The sequence below is a fragment of the Salinigranum marinum genome, assembly GCF_024228675.1.
Taxonomy (GTDB): Archaea; Halobacteriota; Halobacteria; order Halobacteriales; family Haloferacaceae; genus Salinigranum; species Salinigranum marinum.
On sequence record NZ_CP100461.1, the window covers coordinates 3,159,040 to 3,173,031 of the forward strand.

14 protein-coding genes are annotated in these 13,992 nt (G+C 67.5%); 6 read left to right on the plus strand and 8 right to left on the minus strand.

The features are described 5' to 3' along the window. Nucleotides 1–185 precede the first annotated feature (185 nt). Entirely contained in the window at nt 186–1,301 is a 1,116-nt protein-coding gene (locus NKJ07_RS15715) for an ABC transporter ATP-binding protein (RefSeq protein WP_318567736.1), read from the plus strand. Nucleotides 1,302–1,325: 24 nt separating this feature from the next. On the opposite strand, the gene NKJ07_RS15720 is transcribed toward NKJ07_RS15715, so the two are convergent. Next, nucleotides 1,326–2,006: a class I SAM-dependent methyltransferase gene (locus tag NKJ07_RS15720; protein ID WP_318567737.1), complete on the minus strand. Its 681-nt coding sequence runs from the start codon at nt 2,004–2,006 to the stop codon at nt 1,326–1,328. 111 nt (nt 2,007–2,117) lie between these two features. On the opposite strand from NKJ07_RS15720, the gene NKJ07_RS15725 reads away from it, so the two are divergent. From NKJ07_RS15725 to NKJ07_RS15735, 3 genes are all read left to right on the plus strand, one after another. Then, nucleotides 2,118–3,494, plus strand: coding sequence for an aryl-sulfate sulfotransferase (locus NKJ07_RS15725; RefSeq protein WP_318567738.1), 1,377 nt, complete (start codon nt 2,118–2,120; stop codon nt 3,492–3,494). A gap of 202 nt (nt 3,495–3,696) precedes the next feature. Next, the gene (locus NKJ07_RS15730; protein WP_318567739.1) at nt 3,697–4,161 is read left to right on the plus strand and encodes a DUF2391 family protein; all 465 of its coding nucleotides are present in this window, start codon (nt 3,697–3,699) and stop codon (nt 4,159–4,161) included. Between the two features lie 110 nt (nt 4,162–4,271). After that, nucleotides 4,272–4,856 (plus strand): DUF7090 family protein, encoded by a 585-nt coding sequence (locus NKJ07_RS15735; RefSeq protein ID WP_318567740.1) that lies wholly within the window; start codon nt 4,272–4,274, stop codon nt 4,854–4,856. A gap of 1 nt (nt 4,857) precedes the next feature. Here the strand turns inward: NKJ07_RS15735 and NKJ07_RS15740 are convergent, their stop codons facing one another. The 5 genes from NKJ07_RS15740 to NKJ07_RS15755 all read right to left on the minus strand — a co-directional run bounded on the left by NKJ07_RS15740 (nt 4,858) and on the right by NKJ07_RS15755 (nt 7,949). Beyond that, nucleotides 4,858–5,649, minus strand: coding sequence for a DUF7089 family protein (locus NKJ07_RS15740; RefSeq protein ID WP_318567741.1), 792 nt, complete (start codon nt 5,647–5,649; stop codon nt 4,858–4,860). A gap of 5 nt (nt 5,650–5,654) precedes the next feature. Continuing rightward, nucleotides 5,655–5,744 (minus strand): hypothetical protein, encoded by a 90-nt coding sequence (locus tag NKJ07_RS24450; protein ID WP_425504670.1) that lies wholly within the window; start codon nt 5,742–5,744, stop codon nt 5,655–5,657. 400 nt (nt 5,745–6,144) lie between these two features. After that, nucleotides 6,145–6,897 (minus strand): Zn-ribbon domain-containing protein, encoded by a 753-nt coding sequence (locus tag NKJ07_RS15745; protein ID WP_318567742.1) that lies wholly within the window; start codon nt 6,895–6,897, stop codon nt 6,145–6,147. Between the two features lie 5 nt (nt 6,898–6,902). After that, nucleotides 6,903–7,301 (minus strand): DUF2073 domain-containing protein, encoded by a 399-nt coding sequence (locus NKJ07_RS15750; protein ID WP_318567743.1) that lies wholly within the window; start codon nt 7,299–7,301, stop codon nt 6,903–6,905. 6 nt (nt 7,302–7,307) lie between these two features. Next, nucleotides 7,308–7,949 carry an Era-like GTP-binding protein gene (locus NKJ07_RS15755; RefSeq protein WP_318567744.1) on the minus strand — a complete coding sequence of 214 codons (642 nt, stop codon included), beginning with the start codon at nt 7,947–7,949 and terminating at the stop codon, nt 7,308–7,310. 891 nt (nt 7,950–8,840) lie between these two features. Here NKJ07_RS15755 and NKJ07_RS15760 point away from each other — a divergent pair. Beyond that, the gene (locus NKJ07_RS15760) at nt 8,841–10,415 is read left to right on the plus strand and encodes a Cdc6/Cdc18 family protein (protein ID WP_318567745.1); all 1,575 of its coding nucleotides are present in this window, start codon (nt 8,841–8,843) and stop codon (nt 10,413–10,415) included. A 77-nt stretch (nt 10,416–10,492) separates the two neighbouring features. On the opposite strand, the gene NKJ07_RS15765 is transcribed toward NKJ07_RS15760, so the two are convergent. After that, the gene (locus NKJ07_RS15765) at nt 10,493–11,443 is read right to left on the minus strand and encodes a S26 family signal peptidase (protein WP_425504770.1); all 951 of its coding nucleotides are present in this window, start codon (nt 11,441–11,443) and stop codon (nt 10,493–10,495) included. Between the two features lie 370 nt (nt 11,444–11,813). Between NKJ07_RS15765 and NKJ07_RS15770 the strand changes: the two genes are divergently transcribed. Next, the gene (locus NKJ07_RS15770) at nt 11,814–13,403 is read left to right on the plus strand and encodes a DNA-directed DNA polymerase II small subunit (protein WP_318567746.1); all 1,590 of its coding nucleotides are present in this window, start codon (nt 11,814–11,816) and stop codon (nt 13,401–13,403) included. A gap of 45 nt (nt 13,404–13,448) precedes the next feature. On the opposite strand, the gene NKJ07_RS15775 is transcribed toward NKJ07_RS15770, so the two are convergent. Then, nucleotides 13,449–13,886, minus strand: coding sequence for a hypothetical protein (locus NKJ07_RS15775; RefSeq protein WP_318567747.1), 438 nt, complete (start codon nt 13,884–13,886; stop codon nt 13,449–13,451). Nucleotides 13,887–13,992: the final 106 nt, after the last annotated feature.

A 13,992-nucleotide genomic window follows, 5' to 3' on the forward strand; every position in this document is an offset into this window, starting at 1 on the left:
ACAATCGATCGACTGGACACGAAACGGAGGGGTCGCGCGTACCGGCGCAACGCGGGTCGCATCGGCGTCGTCTCGGTGATCCGACGAAGCCGAGAGCGGAACGACTTTGCGACTCACGCCGGGAGTTCACACCCGAACGCTCCGTCGCCGCGCACGACGACCGACCAGGAGCCGACACCGACGATATGACCTCTCTCGACCTCTCGGGCGTCACGAAGCGCTACGACGGCACGACCGCCCTCGACGACGTCTCGCTGTCGGTTGACGACGGCGAGTTCTTCACCCTCGTCGGTCCCTCGGGCTGTGGCAAGACGACCACGCTCCGACTCGTGGCGGGCTTCGAGGCACCCACCGCGGGCCGGATCGCCTTCGACGGCCGCGACGTCGCGGCGGTTCCGCCCGAAGCGCGCGGCGTCGGTGTCGTCTTCCAGAACTACGCGCTCTTTCCGCACATGACCGTCGCCGAGAATGTCGCCTACGGGCTCCGGTTTTCGGACCCGCCCGGCGGCGTCTCGTGCGACGAGCGCGTCGACGACCTGCTCGCGCTCGTCGACCTCTCGGGGTTCGGCGACCGCGACCCCACGGAGCTGTCGGGCGGCCAGCAACAGCGCGTGGCGCTCGCTCGGGCACTCGCACCCGGGCCGCGGGTCCTCCTCCTCGACGAGCCGATGAGCGCGCTCGACGCGCAGTTGCGCGAACGCCTGCGTGGGCAGGTCCGGGCGATCCAGCGCGAACTCGGGGTCACGACGCTGTACGTCACCCACGACCAGGAGGAGGCGCTCGCGGTCTCCGACCGCGTCGCGGTGCTGAACGGCGGCCGGGTCGAACAGGTCGGCGCTCCACGGGAGATCTACCGACGGCCGGCGACGCCGTTCGTCGCGTCGTTCGTCGGCGACAACAACCTGTTCGAGGGTCGCGTCGTCGGAGACGGGACCGAGACGGGACGGATCACCGTCGAGGTCGCCGGCCGGGAGTTCCGGGTCACCGCCGACGATCCGTCCCCGCGCGTCGGCTCCGAGGTGACGTTCGCCGTCCGCCCCGAAGGACTGCGCGTGCGCTCGCCATCGACCGAGGGAGACAAAGAACGCGAGGGTGGAGCCGATGAGAACCGGCTCCGAGCCCGGATCGAGCGGTCTGAGTTCCTCGGCGAGACGACCCGGGTGTGGCTCGACTGGAAGGGACGGGAACTCACCGTACGGACAGTCGATCCGCTCGACGGCGCGGTGACGGTGGGCTTCGACCCGGCGGACGCCCGGGTCGTCGGCGTCGAGGGCGAACGGGAAGCGAGCGGGAACGACTGAGCGCGTCGGTGGCGGGGCGACGCGTCAGGGAGCGACGCCGACCGTCAGGAGGGTGCCGAGCTCGCGGTAGCGCTCGACCATCGCCTCGCGCGTCTCGAACTCCTCGGTCGGGAACGCCTCGGCGGGCGGGATCTCGATCTCGGTGTCCGGAACATTGTCCTGTTCGGCGACGTACAGCCCCGCCTCGCGAAAGCCCGCGCGGTACTCGTCGGCCGACCAGCGCGTCATCGGGACCGAGATGCGCTCTTGCCACTCGTGGGAGTGGACGTTCTCCTCGTAGAAGTTGACGGCGCAGTAGAACGTCCCGCCGGGCCGGAGCACGCGGGCGAGTTCCTCGAGCGTGTGGACCGGGTCGGGTGCGTAGTAGAACGCCTCCATCGAGAAGCAGTGGTCGAACGCGTCGTCGGCGAAGGGGAGTTCGTCGAAGTCGCCGACGACGAACTCCACCATGGGGTCGTCGGTGTACTCGCGGGCGTTTTCGACCATGGCGGGCGCGCCGTCGAGTCCCACCGCGCGCCCCGCGCCGCCGGCTTCGCGCAGGGCACGGGCGGCGTAGCCGCTCCCGGAGCCGAGATCGAGGACGGCGTCGCCCGACTCGACCGGCATCCGCGCGAGGACGTGTTTGGCGGTGTGCCAGTGGCGCTGCTCCATCCCGCGGTCGCGACCGTCGGCGGCCCAGGCGTCGAACTCGTCACGGACGCTCATACCGGGAGGTGTCGGTCCGGGAGCAAAACCCGTTCGACATCGAACGATGGGTGAATTATCGGGAACCCAACGGCTGCGAAGCTATTTCGATCTGTCTGTCGTTCGAACGCTATGCCCTCCGATCGCCCCGACGACGAGTCGTCCCCGTCTTCGTCGTCCGGTTCGTCGTCCTTCCTGTCGATCCGAGGCGGAACCGCCCTCGCAGTCGCGTCCGTCGGACTGTTCGTCCTCTCGCTCGTCGCCGGGATGGCGCTCGCGCCGTCGGTCGAATCCGCGGGACCCGCGGGGGCCGACCCCGCCTCGGCCACGGAACTTGGAACCGACCCCAACGTGACGTTCGTCGGGGTCCAGGGCGACCCGAACGGGCGCGTCGTCGCCCTCGACGCCGGCGGAACCGTCGTCTGGGAGAGCGAGCCGTCGCTGTCGTACCACGACGTGTCGGTGCTCCCGAACGGGACGCTCCTCGCGTCGTACATCCAAGAGGGGCGCGAGCAGTGCGGGCCGTACGAGCCCCCCTGCGCGCGGACGGGCTTCCGGCTGATCGAGATGCGCCCGAACGCCGTCGGCGACGCGCGCGAGGAGATCCGTCTCGAGTGGTCGTACCCCGTCCGGACGGCACAGGCGAGCGAAGTTCACGACACGGAGCGGTTGCCGAGCGGTGAGTACGTCGTCGCAGACATGGAGTACGAGAGCATCTTCACGGTCGATCCGGAGACGGGAGCGCGGACGTGGGTCTGGAACGCCAGCAGCCACTACGACCCGCCGCCGGATCCCACGCGGGGAGACTGGCTCCACATCAACGACGTCGATTTCATCGGTGAGGACCGCTTCCTCGTGTCGGTTCGCAACGCCGATCAGGTGCTTATCATCGAGCGTGGAGACGGCGAGCGGGGCGGCCAGGTCGTGGAGGTGATCAACGAGCAGCGCGACACCGACCTCCTCAGAAAGCAGCACAACCCGCAGTGGCTCGGTCCGGGAGCGGTGCTCGTCGCCGACTCGGAGAACGACCGGGTCGTCGAGTTGCACGAAATCGACGGGGAGTGGCAGGTCGTCTGGGAGGTAAAGTCCGCCGGCGGCATCCCCTTCGACTGGCCGCGTGACGCCGACCGACTGGCGAACGGCAACACGCTCGTCACCGACAGCCGGAACAACCGCGTCGTCGAACTGAACGAGTCCGGTGGTGTCGTCTGGAGCGCGTCGGTGAGCGGCCTCCCGTACGAAGCCGACCGGGGCCGCGACGAGTATCCCGCCGGCCCGCCGTACGCCGGCGGGGGAACGGACGGCGCGAACAGCTCGAACGAGGCGACGGCCGGCCCGACCTCGATCGGTAAGTCGGCGGTCAGACTACCGGTGTTCCACTACGCGCTGTCGAGCCTCCGGCACGTCGCGCCGGTGCCGCACTGGGTCTCCCAGTGGCACGTCCTGACGCTCGTTCTCGCGGCCGTCGGGGTGGTGGTGGGGATAGGATGGAACCGGTGGGCGGGGTAACGACGAGGACGACGGTCGGGCCGCGTCGCACTCGACGGACGAGACGGTTGAAGCCGAAGCGACCGAACGGCGGACGAGTCGGTTGAACCGCGACGCGACCGAACGGCGGACGAGACGGTTGAAGCCGAAGCGACCGAACGGCGGAGCCGATCGGACGTGAAAACACGGGAACGTTGAAAGGGAGGTACCGCCTCCGACACGTATGGTCGGGAAGAACAGACGGTTCGCGGTCGCGGACACCGCCCAGCAGGTCGTCGGTGGCTTCCTCCTCGCCGGCCCGTTCGTCGTCACCGAGGAGGTGTGGGTGCTCGCGCGGAGCATGTCCGCGGTGCAGGGACTGTTCACCTTCCTGATCGTCCTCGGGATCGGCTACGGGGCCCTGTACAAGGCTGACGACCGCGACCCCGACCGCGAGGTCGACATCGCCGGCGTCCCCGTCCGCTTCGTCTCGCTCATCTCCGTCGCGTACCTCTCGGTGTTCATCCTCGCCCTCGCGTTCGACGCCCCCGGGACGTTCCTCGCGGACATCGCCGAGGCGGACCCGACGTCGACCACCGTCCTCGGGGTGACAGTGAGTGTGGCCGTTCTCGGGGTGACGCTGAAGGCGACGAGCGTCGGCGCGGTGTTCAGCGTCATCGGTGCGGCGACGGCCGACTCGCTGTTCTGAGACGCGGCGGTGACACCGTCGCCCGGTCCGGGGGGCGATCCGTGTGCGGTGCGGTAGCGTGAGCCGTCGGGAGCCCGCAGTCTTAAGTCCGTCCAGTCGGTCCATCGCGTATGGATTACACCCTCGCCATCGAGAACGCCCCCGAGACGGTACCGGGCGGCACGGGACTGTTGCTCCTCCATCCGAGCATCGGCGAGACGGACCGGATCGACACCGACTTTCTGAAGACCGACACCGATCACTTCCTCGTCGTCTCGACCCGCACCACGGCCAGGGAGGTCGAACAGAAGCTCGAACACTACGACGTCGACGAGTCCCGGGCGGTCATTCTCGACTCCATCTCGGTCGAGCGCGGCTACTCGCGCCGGCGCACCGACCACATCCACTACGTCCGCTCGCCGGACGACCTGGCAGGGATCGTCGAACAGGTCCGCGGCTTCCTCGAAACCCACGACGGGAAGCTCCGGGTGAGCGTCGACTCGGTCACCGAGATGGCCTACTACGCCGACGTCGACCAGGCGTACGCGGCGACAGAAGAACTGCTCGAACTGCTGGCGGAACACGGCGCAGTCGGGCTCTTCCACCTCTCGAAAGAGGTCCACGACGACGAGACGCTCGAACGCTTCCGCGGGCTGTTCGACGGCGTCATCGACCTCGGCGTCGAGGGAGACGTCAGCTACGACGACGGGTCGTAAGCTAGGCGTCGTTCAACTGCTCGAACGTCTTTTCCGCCCATCTGACCGCGTAGTCCGCGCCGTACTCGCGGTAGGCAGTCGTGTCGAGCGCCCCGAAGGGAGCCGGGAGGTCAAGCCCGTGTTTCACCGCCGAGCAGGCGTACTCGGTCGCGGCCGCAAAGGAGGTCTTCCCGCGGGCGACCTCGCTCGCGAGGTCGGTGAGCCGCCCCGCCAACCGGTCGCCGGCGTCGTCCCACGTGTCGAAGAGCCCGGGGTAGTCGTCCGCCCAGTCGGCGAACACCTCACGAGTGTGGAGTCCCACCCACGCGTCGAACAGCGCCGCGGCGACCTGGTAGGTGTCGACCGGCCCCGAGTCGACCGCCCGGTCGAGGTCGGGGTAGCGGTCGCCGAAGAAGGGGAAGAAGCTCTCGGGCACGTCGAGCGAGAGCTGGACGAACGCCTCCGCGAGGAGGAATTCGAGGAACGCCTCGGGCGTGCCGCGGGCGCGGAACTTCACGAGCACGGTCGGGGGAACGGTCTGTCGCGTCCAGAGGACGGTGCCGTCGCTGGGGAGTCCGATAGTGAAGTCCGACCCAGCGTAGCGGACGAGCGCCGCGGGCGCGTCGTCGGGGAGCCACTCCTGAGGGTACGTCGCGGGGTCGAGCGCGTCGGCGAGGAGGCCGAGGTCCTCGGCGACGGCGGGTGGAAGCGTCTCGAAGTCGCGCCCGACGTCCAACACGAGCGCGTCGGGTGCGTACGCGTCGTGGACCGCCGCGGCCTCGCCCGTGAGTGACCGTCGCTCGAAGGTCGGCATCGGTCCTAGCCGAACGCCGCGACGGCGATGAGAAGCAGTACCAACACGACCGAGAGGCCGACTGTCCCGAGCACGATCTTCGTCGCTTGACTCATGTCCTCACGGTCTGGGGCCGGTCGCTTAAAGGCTTCAATTCCGGTCGCCTCGAACGGCGGGGGGCGGGAACGATCGAACTCGACGGCGGCCGGGTCGGCAGCGACGGCCGGGTCGGCAACGATCGAACCCGACGGCGGCCGGGTCGGCAACGTCGACACGGCGCGTCCGCCGAACGGGGCTCGGGGCCGACAGAGCCCGGTCGTCCACTGACTGTCCCGTACGGAGTACCCCTTCGTTTCGACTGGAACGAAGCCGTGATCCCGGTTCGAAAACGACCGAGAGGGAGCAGTTTCGACCCGAAACGAAGGGGTTGCATGGAGCAAGTTCCAGTCGAAACGAAGGGGTATGGGGGAACGGAGCGGTGGCCAGGACGCGTTCGGAACGGTGGAGATCAGCGGGTCACTCGCCGTCGCGGTCGCCCCACGAGTCGGGGACCTCGATGACGTACCGACCGTCCTCCTGGAGGGAGATGATGTACTCCTGTCTGTCGTACAGTTCCATCAGATTGAGTTCGTACTGCCCGGGGCTGACGATCTTGATGCTCTCGAACTGGCTGTTGAGTTCCTCGCGGAGTTCGTCGAGGCCGGGACGGTCGTCGCTCTGGGGCTCGATGACCCGTCCGTCGACGTCGTCGGTGGGGGGAGTGGACCGGTCCGTCGCGGCGTCCGCGAGTTCGTCGGGGCTGACCATGTCCGTCCGCGCGCTCGCCTGCGCGTTGTCCTCTGCGGGGGGGCGTCCGTCCGTGGGGGTGTCGGTCCGCCGTTCGACGTCCGTGTCCGCGTCGGTGCCGTCGGCGGGCGGCGTCGTCGACGAGGACGGGGCAGACGACCCCGTGCTGGCCTCTGAGTCCGCCGTCGGTCGCTGTCGAGCGGAGGTCGGCGACGCGGACGCGGGGTCAGGGTCGGGATGGGGGCCGGGGTCTGAGGACGACCGCTCGGGTGGGTTCGAAGCCGTCGACGGAGGAGCGGGGTCGGACCCGCTCTGGTCGTCGGCGGGTGGGGTCGCGTCGTCGGGTTCGGTGGCGTCTCCGGTGGCCGTCGCCGACGAGGGCTGAAACTGGAACTTGTTGCCGCCACAGTCGGGACAGCCTGAGAGCATCTCCTTCGAGCCGTCGGCGAACACCCGTTCGCAGTTGGTACACTGGTGGGGCATCGGCGTTACTTCCGCGAGACGAGCGCGCTGATGAAGTCCTCGTCCTTGTGGAGCGTCTTGATCTGGTTGGCCGGACCGATGACGGTGAGCTTCTTCGGGGAGTCCCGGCCGATGAGTTTCCCGAAGAAGCCGCTCCCGCCGCCTCCCGTCGTGGGGTAGGTCTCGATCTCGATGCCGTTGAACTCGTCGGGGCTGATCTCGGTCATCGTCACCTCGATGAGCTTCGACTCCTCCTCGGGGGAGAGCCCCTCCTCGAGGATGACGATGTTGCCGTCGCGGACGCCGTCGAGGATGAGCCGGATCTTCTCCATCGACCGCAGTTTCTCCATGCGGGCCCCGCTGATGAGGTCGATCTGGACGCCGTCGGGGGCTTCCGGTTCGGGTTCGGGGGTCGCTTCAGGCATCCTGGCTCACCCGAAGTACTCCGCGATCTTCTCGTACACTTCGTCCATGTTCTCGCCTTCGAGCGCCGAGAGGGGGACGGTCTCGTGTTGTGGGTAGGCGCTCGCGATGCGCTGGACGTTCGACTCGTCGAGGTCGATCTTGTTCGCGAAAATGAGGACTGGAAGGTCCTGGCTCTCGATGATGCCGATGAGCATCGTGTTCACCTGCGTGAACGGATCCTGCGTGGAGTCCAGAACGTAGATGACGCCGTCGACGTCCTCGCGGAGCCAGTGCATGGCCTCGGCGACGCCTTCGGTCGCCTCCCGGGAGCGCCGGACGGCGTCTTCCTTCTCCATGTCGTGCTCGATGAACTCCTTGTAGTCGACTTTCGTCGTCACTCCCGGCGTGTCGACGATGTCGATCGTGACGGTCTTGCCGTTGCGTTCGATCTCGACGTTCTCCTTTCGACGGGCACGGCGGGTCTCGTGCGGGATGTGGCTCTCGGGCCCGACCGCGTCACCCGTCCAGTCGCGTGCGATTCGGTTCGCGAGCGTCGTCTTCCCGGCGTTGGGGGGTCCGTAGATACCGATCCGCTTGGGTTCGGCGTCGACGAACAGCCGATCGACCACGCGCGATATGCTGTCTCTGAGGTCTGTAAGCAGTCCCATCCTGGCCTCCTACACCCTCTGTCTGCCACAGAGGAGCGTATGCGGTTACAACATATTCGACTCCACTTAACTCTGCGTCAGACGTGCGTCATCGGCCGTCAGGGGAGCGTACGGGTCGATTCTGTTCGAAGCGCGTTCGTCACTCTCCGACGAGCGCGTGTCGGTCCACCGGTGGGCGAAGGCCGGTCCGACACGCGAGGAGTGGTGGGTTCGTTCCCACGAGTAGTGTCGGTGCCAGGTGGGTGCCGATTCCCCACACCGCCCCTTGGTCCGAGCCCACTGGGGTCCAGCCGGGGCGTCGTCCCACCCCCCACCCCTTCGTTTCCACTGGAACACGACCGAGAGACACCCCACGGGACCGGTAGTCGACCGCAGTCGTGACTAGATACCTAGATACACTGTACGAAAAAATATGATGGTGTAGCAGTACGGGTATTGTTTTACATTATTTTATTTAAGCGTTTCCATTCGAGAAAGGCCCCTCCCCCACCCCCTTCGGCTCTCGTTCCAGTAGAAACGAAGGGGTGGGGGGGTCGGGTTCGTGGCTGGGAGGGTCGGGTTCGCGACTCGCTTCTCGAGCCCGTCGGCTTCACCGTCGACTCTGGCAACCAGTCGGTCGTCGGTGATTCTCCGTCCGCCGACGGATCGGAACCGTCACTCCCCTCCGAACGACCGGGGTGGCGGCTCCGGCTCCGTGCCTGCCGGACCGGTCCTCGCGGGAATCTGACTGGGGAGAAACAATCTTTTTATACCTCCTCTTCATCTGTTTCGTCTGCATCATCTGGACGCTCCTCACAGTCAAGGGATCACAAAAACGCCCGTACACGCCGTATCCCGGGCATTGATTCCGCGTGAGGGGATATCTCCAGTTGAAACGGTGGGGTCAACCAAATGGACGAGGACGATACACACGTGGCCGGCGACCACACTGGCGAACGCGAGAGCGACCCGGTCGGCTCGACGGCCGACGGCGATGCTGACGCGATGGCTTCGGGGGACGATCTCACGACGGGCGTCGACCACGACCCGGAACCGGCGACCGACCTCGACCTCGACGAGGTCGTCCTCGAGGACACGGGCGAGAGCACGGGGCTGTTCGACGACCTCCTCTCCGGCGAGCCGATATTCGAGAACAAGGAAGTCCTCCGACCGTCGTACACCCCGCACGAACTCCCGCACCGGACCGAACAGATCAATCAGATGGCGACCATCCTCGTCTCCGCCCTCCGCGGGGAGACCCCCTCGAACATCCTGATCTACGGGAAGACCGGGACCGGAAAGACGGCCAGCGCGAAGTACGTCTCACAGGAACTGGAGTCGACCTCACAGAAGTACGACGTTCCGTGTGAGGTGGAGTACATCAACTGCGAGGTGACCGACACCCAGTACCGCGTGCTGGCCCAGCTCGCCAACAAGTTCATCGAGAAGAACGAGGCCGTCATCGACGCGCGACTCGACCGACTCCGCGACGTCCGCACGCGCGTGACCGACGATCCGGGGGCGCTCGCCGGGACCGAGTTCGACTCCGTCGCGGCGCTGGACGACCGGATCGAGTCGCTCGAAGCCGACCGCGAGGAGATCGAGACCGTCCCGATGACGGGGTGGCCCACGGACCGGGTGTACTCGACGTTCTTCGACGCCGTCGACTACCACGAGCGGGTCGTGGTCATCATGCTCGACGAGATCGACAAACTCGTCGAGAAGAGCGGCGACGACACCCTCTACAACCTCTCGCGGATGAACTCCGAACTCACGAACTCGCGGATCTCCATCATGGGTATCTCGAACGACCTGAAGTTCACCGACTTCCTCGATCCCCGGGTAAAGTCCTCGCTGGGCGAGGAAGAGATCGTCTTCCCGCCGTACGACGCCACGCAGCTCCGCGACATCCTCCAGCACCGCGCGGACGTCGCGTTCAAAGCCGGCGCGCTGACCGAAGACGTCATTCCGCTCTGTGCGGCGTTCGCCGCCCAGGAACACGGCGACGCCCGCCGTGCGCTCGACCTGCTCCGGACCGCGGGCGAACTCGCCGAACGGGGGCAGGCTGACACGGTCGAAGAACAGCACGTCCGCCAGGCGCAGGACAAGATCGAACTCGACCGCGTCGTCGAGGTCGTTCGGACGCTCCCGACGCAGTCGAAGATCGTCCTCTTCGCGACGATCCTCCTCGAGAAGAACGGGGTCCGAAACATCAACACCGGCGAGGTGTTCAACATCTACAAGCACCTCTGCGAGGAGATCGACGCCGACATCCTGACCCAGCGACGGGTCACGGATCTGATCTCCGAACTCGACATGCTCGGCATCGCCAACGCCGTCGTCGTCTCCAAGGGGCGCTACGGCCGCACGAAGGAGATCTCGATCTCGGTCCCCATCGACGAGACCGAAGCGGTGTTGCTCTCGGACTCCCGGCTCAGCGACATCGAGAACGCACAGCCGTTCGTCCAGGCACGGTTCGACAACTGAGCTCCCGGCTTCGACGCTCACGACCCAGTAGCCCCGGCTCTCGATCGGCACGTCGTGATCCGCAGGACTCCCGCCGGCTACCCCGTCGCCACGGCCTCACCCGGCGCGAGCCCGGTTCCACCTGAAACACGCGGCGAGGCGGACGCCGCTGGGCGATCCGCCGTCACGGGTGCGCTCGCGTTCGCGCCGTCGGCCGGTGCCAAAGCTGCCTGGACCACTCCTGCCGTTCCGGTCACGTTCGACCCCGCTCCGACGGCGTGACGTGAGGACGTGGCGAGCACGGTCGACTCGCGGCCCTGCACGACGTCGGCGAGCCCGAGCCGGACCCAGCCGAGGTAGGGGATCCGGAGCCGCGCGATGCCCGTGATCCAGGACGACCTGACCGGGCTGGCGATCCCCGACGCCTGATCGTACCGCCCATTCGCGTCGCCCTTCGTGATGAAACCGGCGTGCGGCGCGGGACAGTTGAGGAGCTCGCGACAGCTCTCGGCCGACACGTACTCCGGATCGGCCCTGTCGTACCAGTTCTCCCCCGATTCGACGTAGAACTGTGCCCGATGGATGATCGGGGGGCCGCCCTGTCCGGGGTCGTCGTAGACGACGACGGAGCCCTCGCCACCGAAGCTCCGGTAGCCGGCCTCGGCCCCGTTCTCGGCGGTGACGACGCCCGTCGATCCGTACGCCACGTCCGGAGTGTACCGCCCGGGTTCGGTGATGAAGACGAGATCACCCTTGTGCATGTGCGGTTCCATGCTCCCGGACTCGACGGCAACCATCGGCGGCCAGACCCCGCTGACGCCGAACAACAACAGCCCCACGAGGAGGACCGCACCGGCGCTGGTCGCGACCTCTCGCAGGAAGAACAGCGGGCCGCTCTCGGCGGTCCACAGCCGACGGGCGAACGACTCGTCGCTCCGGCCGGGGACCGGGTCCGGCGGCTGGCTTCCGGTACCGCCGCTCTCCCGTGTCGCCGTCGAGGGGTCGTTCTCGTCGCCGGCGGCGGAACCGTTCGCCCCGGACGCCTCCATCCCCCCCTGTCGGTCGCTCTCGTCGGTCGGGGGATGCGACGGCGCCGACTCGCGAGCGTCCGGGTCGGTCGGCGGGGTGGACGAGGATGTGGAGGAAGCGTCGTTCGCCGGCGTCTCGTCGTCCGGCGAGGGCCGACGGCCCTCATCGGCGGTCATCACTTCCGGTACCGCCGCCCCGGGTTTCAAGCTTCTGGGTTGCCAGCCGTGCGGCCTGTCGACCGTCCGTCTCCTCCGCGCTGGGCGTGTGCGATCCCCCGACGGGTCGAATTCGACCGTCGGTGTCGACACGACTGGCCCGATGCTCGCCCTGTGGCGTGCGGCGGGACGACGTGTCCGGCACGCTTTTCTCGCGGCCTCACCACCTGCAGGTGTGCCGCTGGAGACGACGACGCGCATCGTCCGGGAACTCGCCCGACACGGCTACAACGCCGAGCGGGAGGCGGTGACGCTCATCGCGAGCGCGGACGATCCCACTCGGGCCCTCTCGGCGGCGGTCGAGCTGGCACCCGACGGCGCGCTCCGGATCACGACCGAACACGTCCGGTCGGCGCTCGACGCCGACACCCAACCGGTCGCCGACCCGCCGGGCGTCGACGGCGGGGACGGCGAAAGCGGCGGAAGCGGGGGCAAAAGTGTCGCCACCGCAGACCCCTCCGTTTCGGGTGGAACTCCCCACTCACCTTCGGGTGATTCGGTGGGTCGTGTTCCAGTGGAAACGAAGGGGTCGGAAGGCGGCCGGAGCGCCGATCCGAGCCGCCGGTCGATCACCGTCGAGGGCGACATCACGGGGCAGTCGACCGGGACGGGGGCGTACGACGACTTCGTGAACGTCTTCCGCGACCGGTACGAGCGCCTCTCGAAACAGCTCCGCGGGCGGGTGAACCACCGCCCGGCGTCGGCCATCCAGGACATGCCAGGACGGAGCGACGCGGAGATGATCGGGCTGGTGAACGACGTGCGGTCGACCGCGTCGGGCCACTGGCTCGTCGAACTGGAGGACACGACCGGTGTTTTCCCCTGTCTCGTGATGAAAGACAAGGAGATCGCCGCGTCGGTCGAGGAACTCCTCTTGGATGAGTGCATCGCGGTGTCGGGGACGCTTTCGGGCGACGCCGGGATCCTGTTCGTCGACGACCTCTACTTCCCGGACGTCCCTCGCACCTACAGGCCGTCGACCGCCGACCGACACGTCCAGGCGGCGCTCATCTCCGACGTCCACGTCGGGAGCCAAGAGTTCGTCGCCGACGCGTGGTCGGCGTTCGCCGACTGGCTCCACACCGAGGAGGCCGCACACGTGGAGTACCTGCTGATCGCCGGCGACATGGTCGAGGGCGTCGGCGTCTACCCCAACCAGGACGAGGAACTGGACGTCATCGACATCTACGAGCAGTACGAGACGTTCGCGGAGTACCTGAAGGAGGTGCCGGGCGACATGGAGATCGTGATGATCCCGGGCAACCACGACGCCGTTCGGCTGGCGGAGCCACAGCCGGGCTTCGACGAGGAACTCCGCGAGATCATGTCGGCGCACGACGCCCGCATCACGGGGAACCCCTCCACCGTGACGATCGAGGGCGTCTCGGTGTTGATGTACCACGGCGTCTCGCTCGACGAGGTCATCGCCGAACTCCCCGAGGAGAAGGCGAGCTACGACGACCCCCACCGGGCGATGTACCAGCTGTTGAAAAAGCGTCACGTCGCCCCGCAGTTCGGCGGACGGAACCGGCTCGCGCCGGAGGAGAAAGACTACCTCACCATCGACTCCGTGCCCGACATCTTCCACACGGGCCACGTCCACAAGCTGGGGTACGGCAAGTACCACAACGTCCTCGCGGTGAACTCCGGGTGCTGGCAGGCGCAGACCGCCTTCCAGAAGTCCGTCAACATCGATCCCGACGTGGGCTTCGCTCCCATCGTCGACCTCGACACGCTGAACCTGACGCTCCGGAAGTTCACCTGAGCGGCGGTGGACGCGGTCCGGACCGGATCCGGGTTCGGTCCCCTGTCACTCCCGTCGTTTCGGGTCGAGCCGGTACTTCACCGTCCGTTGCCCGTCGAAACTCGGCCCGGTCCCGTCGTGGCCGAACCCGGCGCTCTCGACCGCCGAGCGGAGCGCATCGTCGTCGGCCCCGACGAACAGTTCGACGGTCATCCGCTCGTTGGTGGCGAACCGAACGGGCTCACCGAGGAGCCGTTCGCATGCGTCCGTGGTGCCACCGAGCTGCGTCACGTACACCGTGTCCTCGCGGGCGTCGAAGCTGACGAACCCGAGGATGCTCTCTCCGTCTTCGGTCTCGACGTCGGCGTTCGGCCCTGGCTCGTCGCGCCGGACGGCCACGCGAACCGTCCGGTCGTGGACGACGTTGCGCATCACGTCCGCCGGCGCGTCGACGATGGCGGCCAGGTCGTCGGCGTCTGCCTCGACGGCGTCGCGGACCTCCATACCCCCACATTCCGCCCGCGCCGATATAAACCTCCGTCGGCGACGGCGGTAGACCGTGTCCCTTCCCGCGACCGACGGACGGCGGTCGTTTGCGACCCTGTTTCCG

Excerpts from the sequence above, each read along its gene's own strand:
- NKJ07_RS15715 (WP_318567736.1), top strand. The coding sequence starts at position 186 with ATGACCTCTCTCGACCTCTCGGGCGTCACGAAGCGCTACGACGGCACG.
- NKJ07_RS15720 (WP_318567737.1), bottom strand. The coding sequence starts at position 2,006 with ATGAGCGTCCGTGACGAGTTCGACGCCTGGGCCGCCGACGGTCGCGAC.
- NKJ07_RS15725 (WP_318567738.1), top strand. The coding sequence starts at position 2,118 with ATGCCCTCCGATCGCCCCGACGACGAGTCGTCCCCGTCTTCGTCGTCC.
- NKJ07_RS15730 (WP_318567739.1), top strand. The coding sequence starts at position 3,697 with ATGGTCGGGAAGAACAGACGGTTCGCGGTCGCGGACACCGCCCAGCAG.
- NKJ07_RS15735 (WP_318567740.1), top strand. The coding sequence starts at position 4,272 with ATGGATTACACCCTCGCCATCGAGAACGCCCCCGAGACGGTACCGGGC.
- NKJ07_RS15740 (WP_318567741.1), bottom strand. The coding sequence starts at position 5,649 with ATGCCGACCTTCGAGCGACGGTCACTCACGGGCGAGGCCGCGGCGGTC.
- NKJ07_RS24450 (WP_425504670.1), bottom strand. The coding sequence starts at position 5,744 with ATGAGTCAAGCGACGAAGATCGTGCTCGGGACAGTCGGCCTCTCGGTC.
- NKJ07_RS15745 (WP_318567742.1), bottom strand. The coding sequence starts at position 6,897 with ATGCCCCACCAGTGTACCAACTGCGAACGGGTGTTCGCCGACGGCTCG.
- NKJ07_RS15750 (WP_318567743.1), bottom strand. The coding sequence starts at position 7,301 with ATGCCTGAAGCGACCCCCGAACCCGAACCGGAAGCCCCCGACGGCGTC.
- NKJ07_RS15755 (WP_318567744.1), bottom strand. The coding sequence starts at position 7,949 with ATGGGACTGCTTACAGACCTCAGAGACAGCATATCGCGCGTGGTCGAT.
- NKJ07_RS15760 (WP_318567745.1), top strand. The coding sequence starts at position 8,841 with ATGGACGAGGACGATACACACGTGGCCGGCGACCACACTGGCGAACGC.
- NKJ07_RS15765 (WP_425504770.1), bottom strand. The coding sequence starts at position 11,443 with ATGGAGGCGTCCGGGGCGAACGGTTCCGCCGCCGGCGACGAGAACGAC.
- NKJ07_RS15775 (WP_318567747.1), bottom strand. The coding sequence starts at position 13,886 with ATGGAGGTCCGCGACGCCGTCGAGGCAGACGCCGACGACCTGGCCGCC.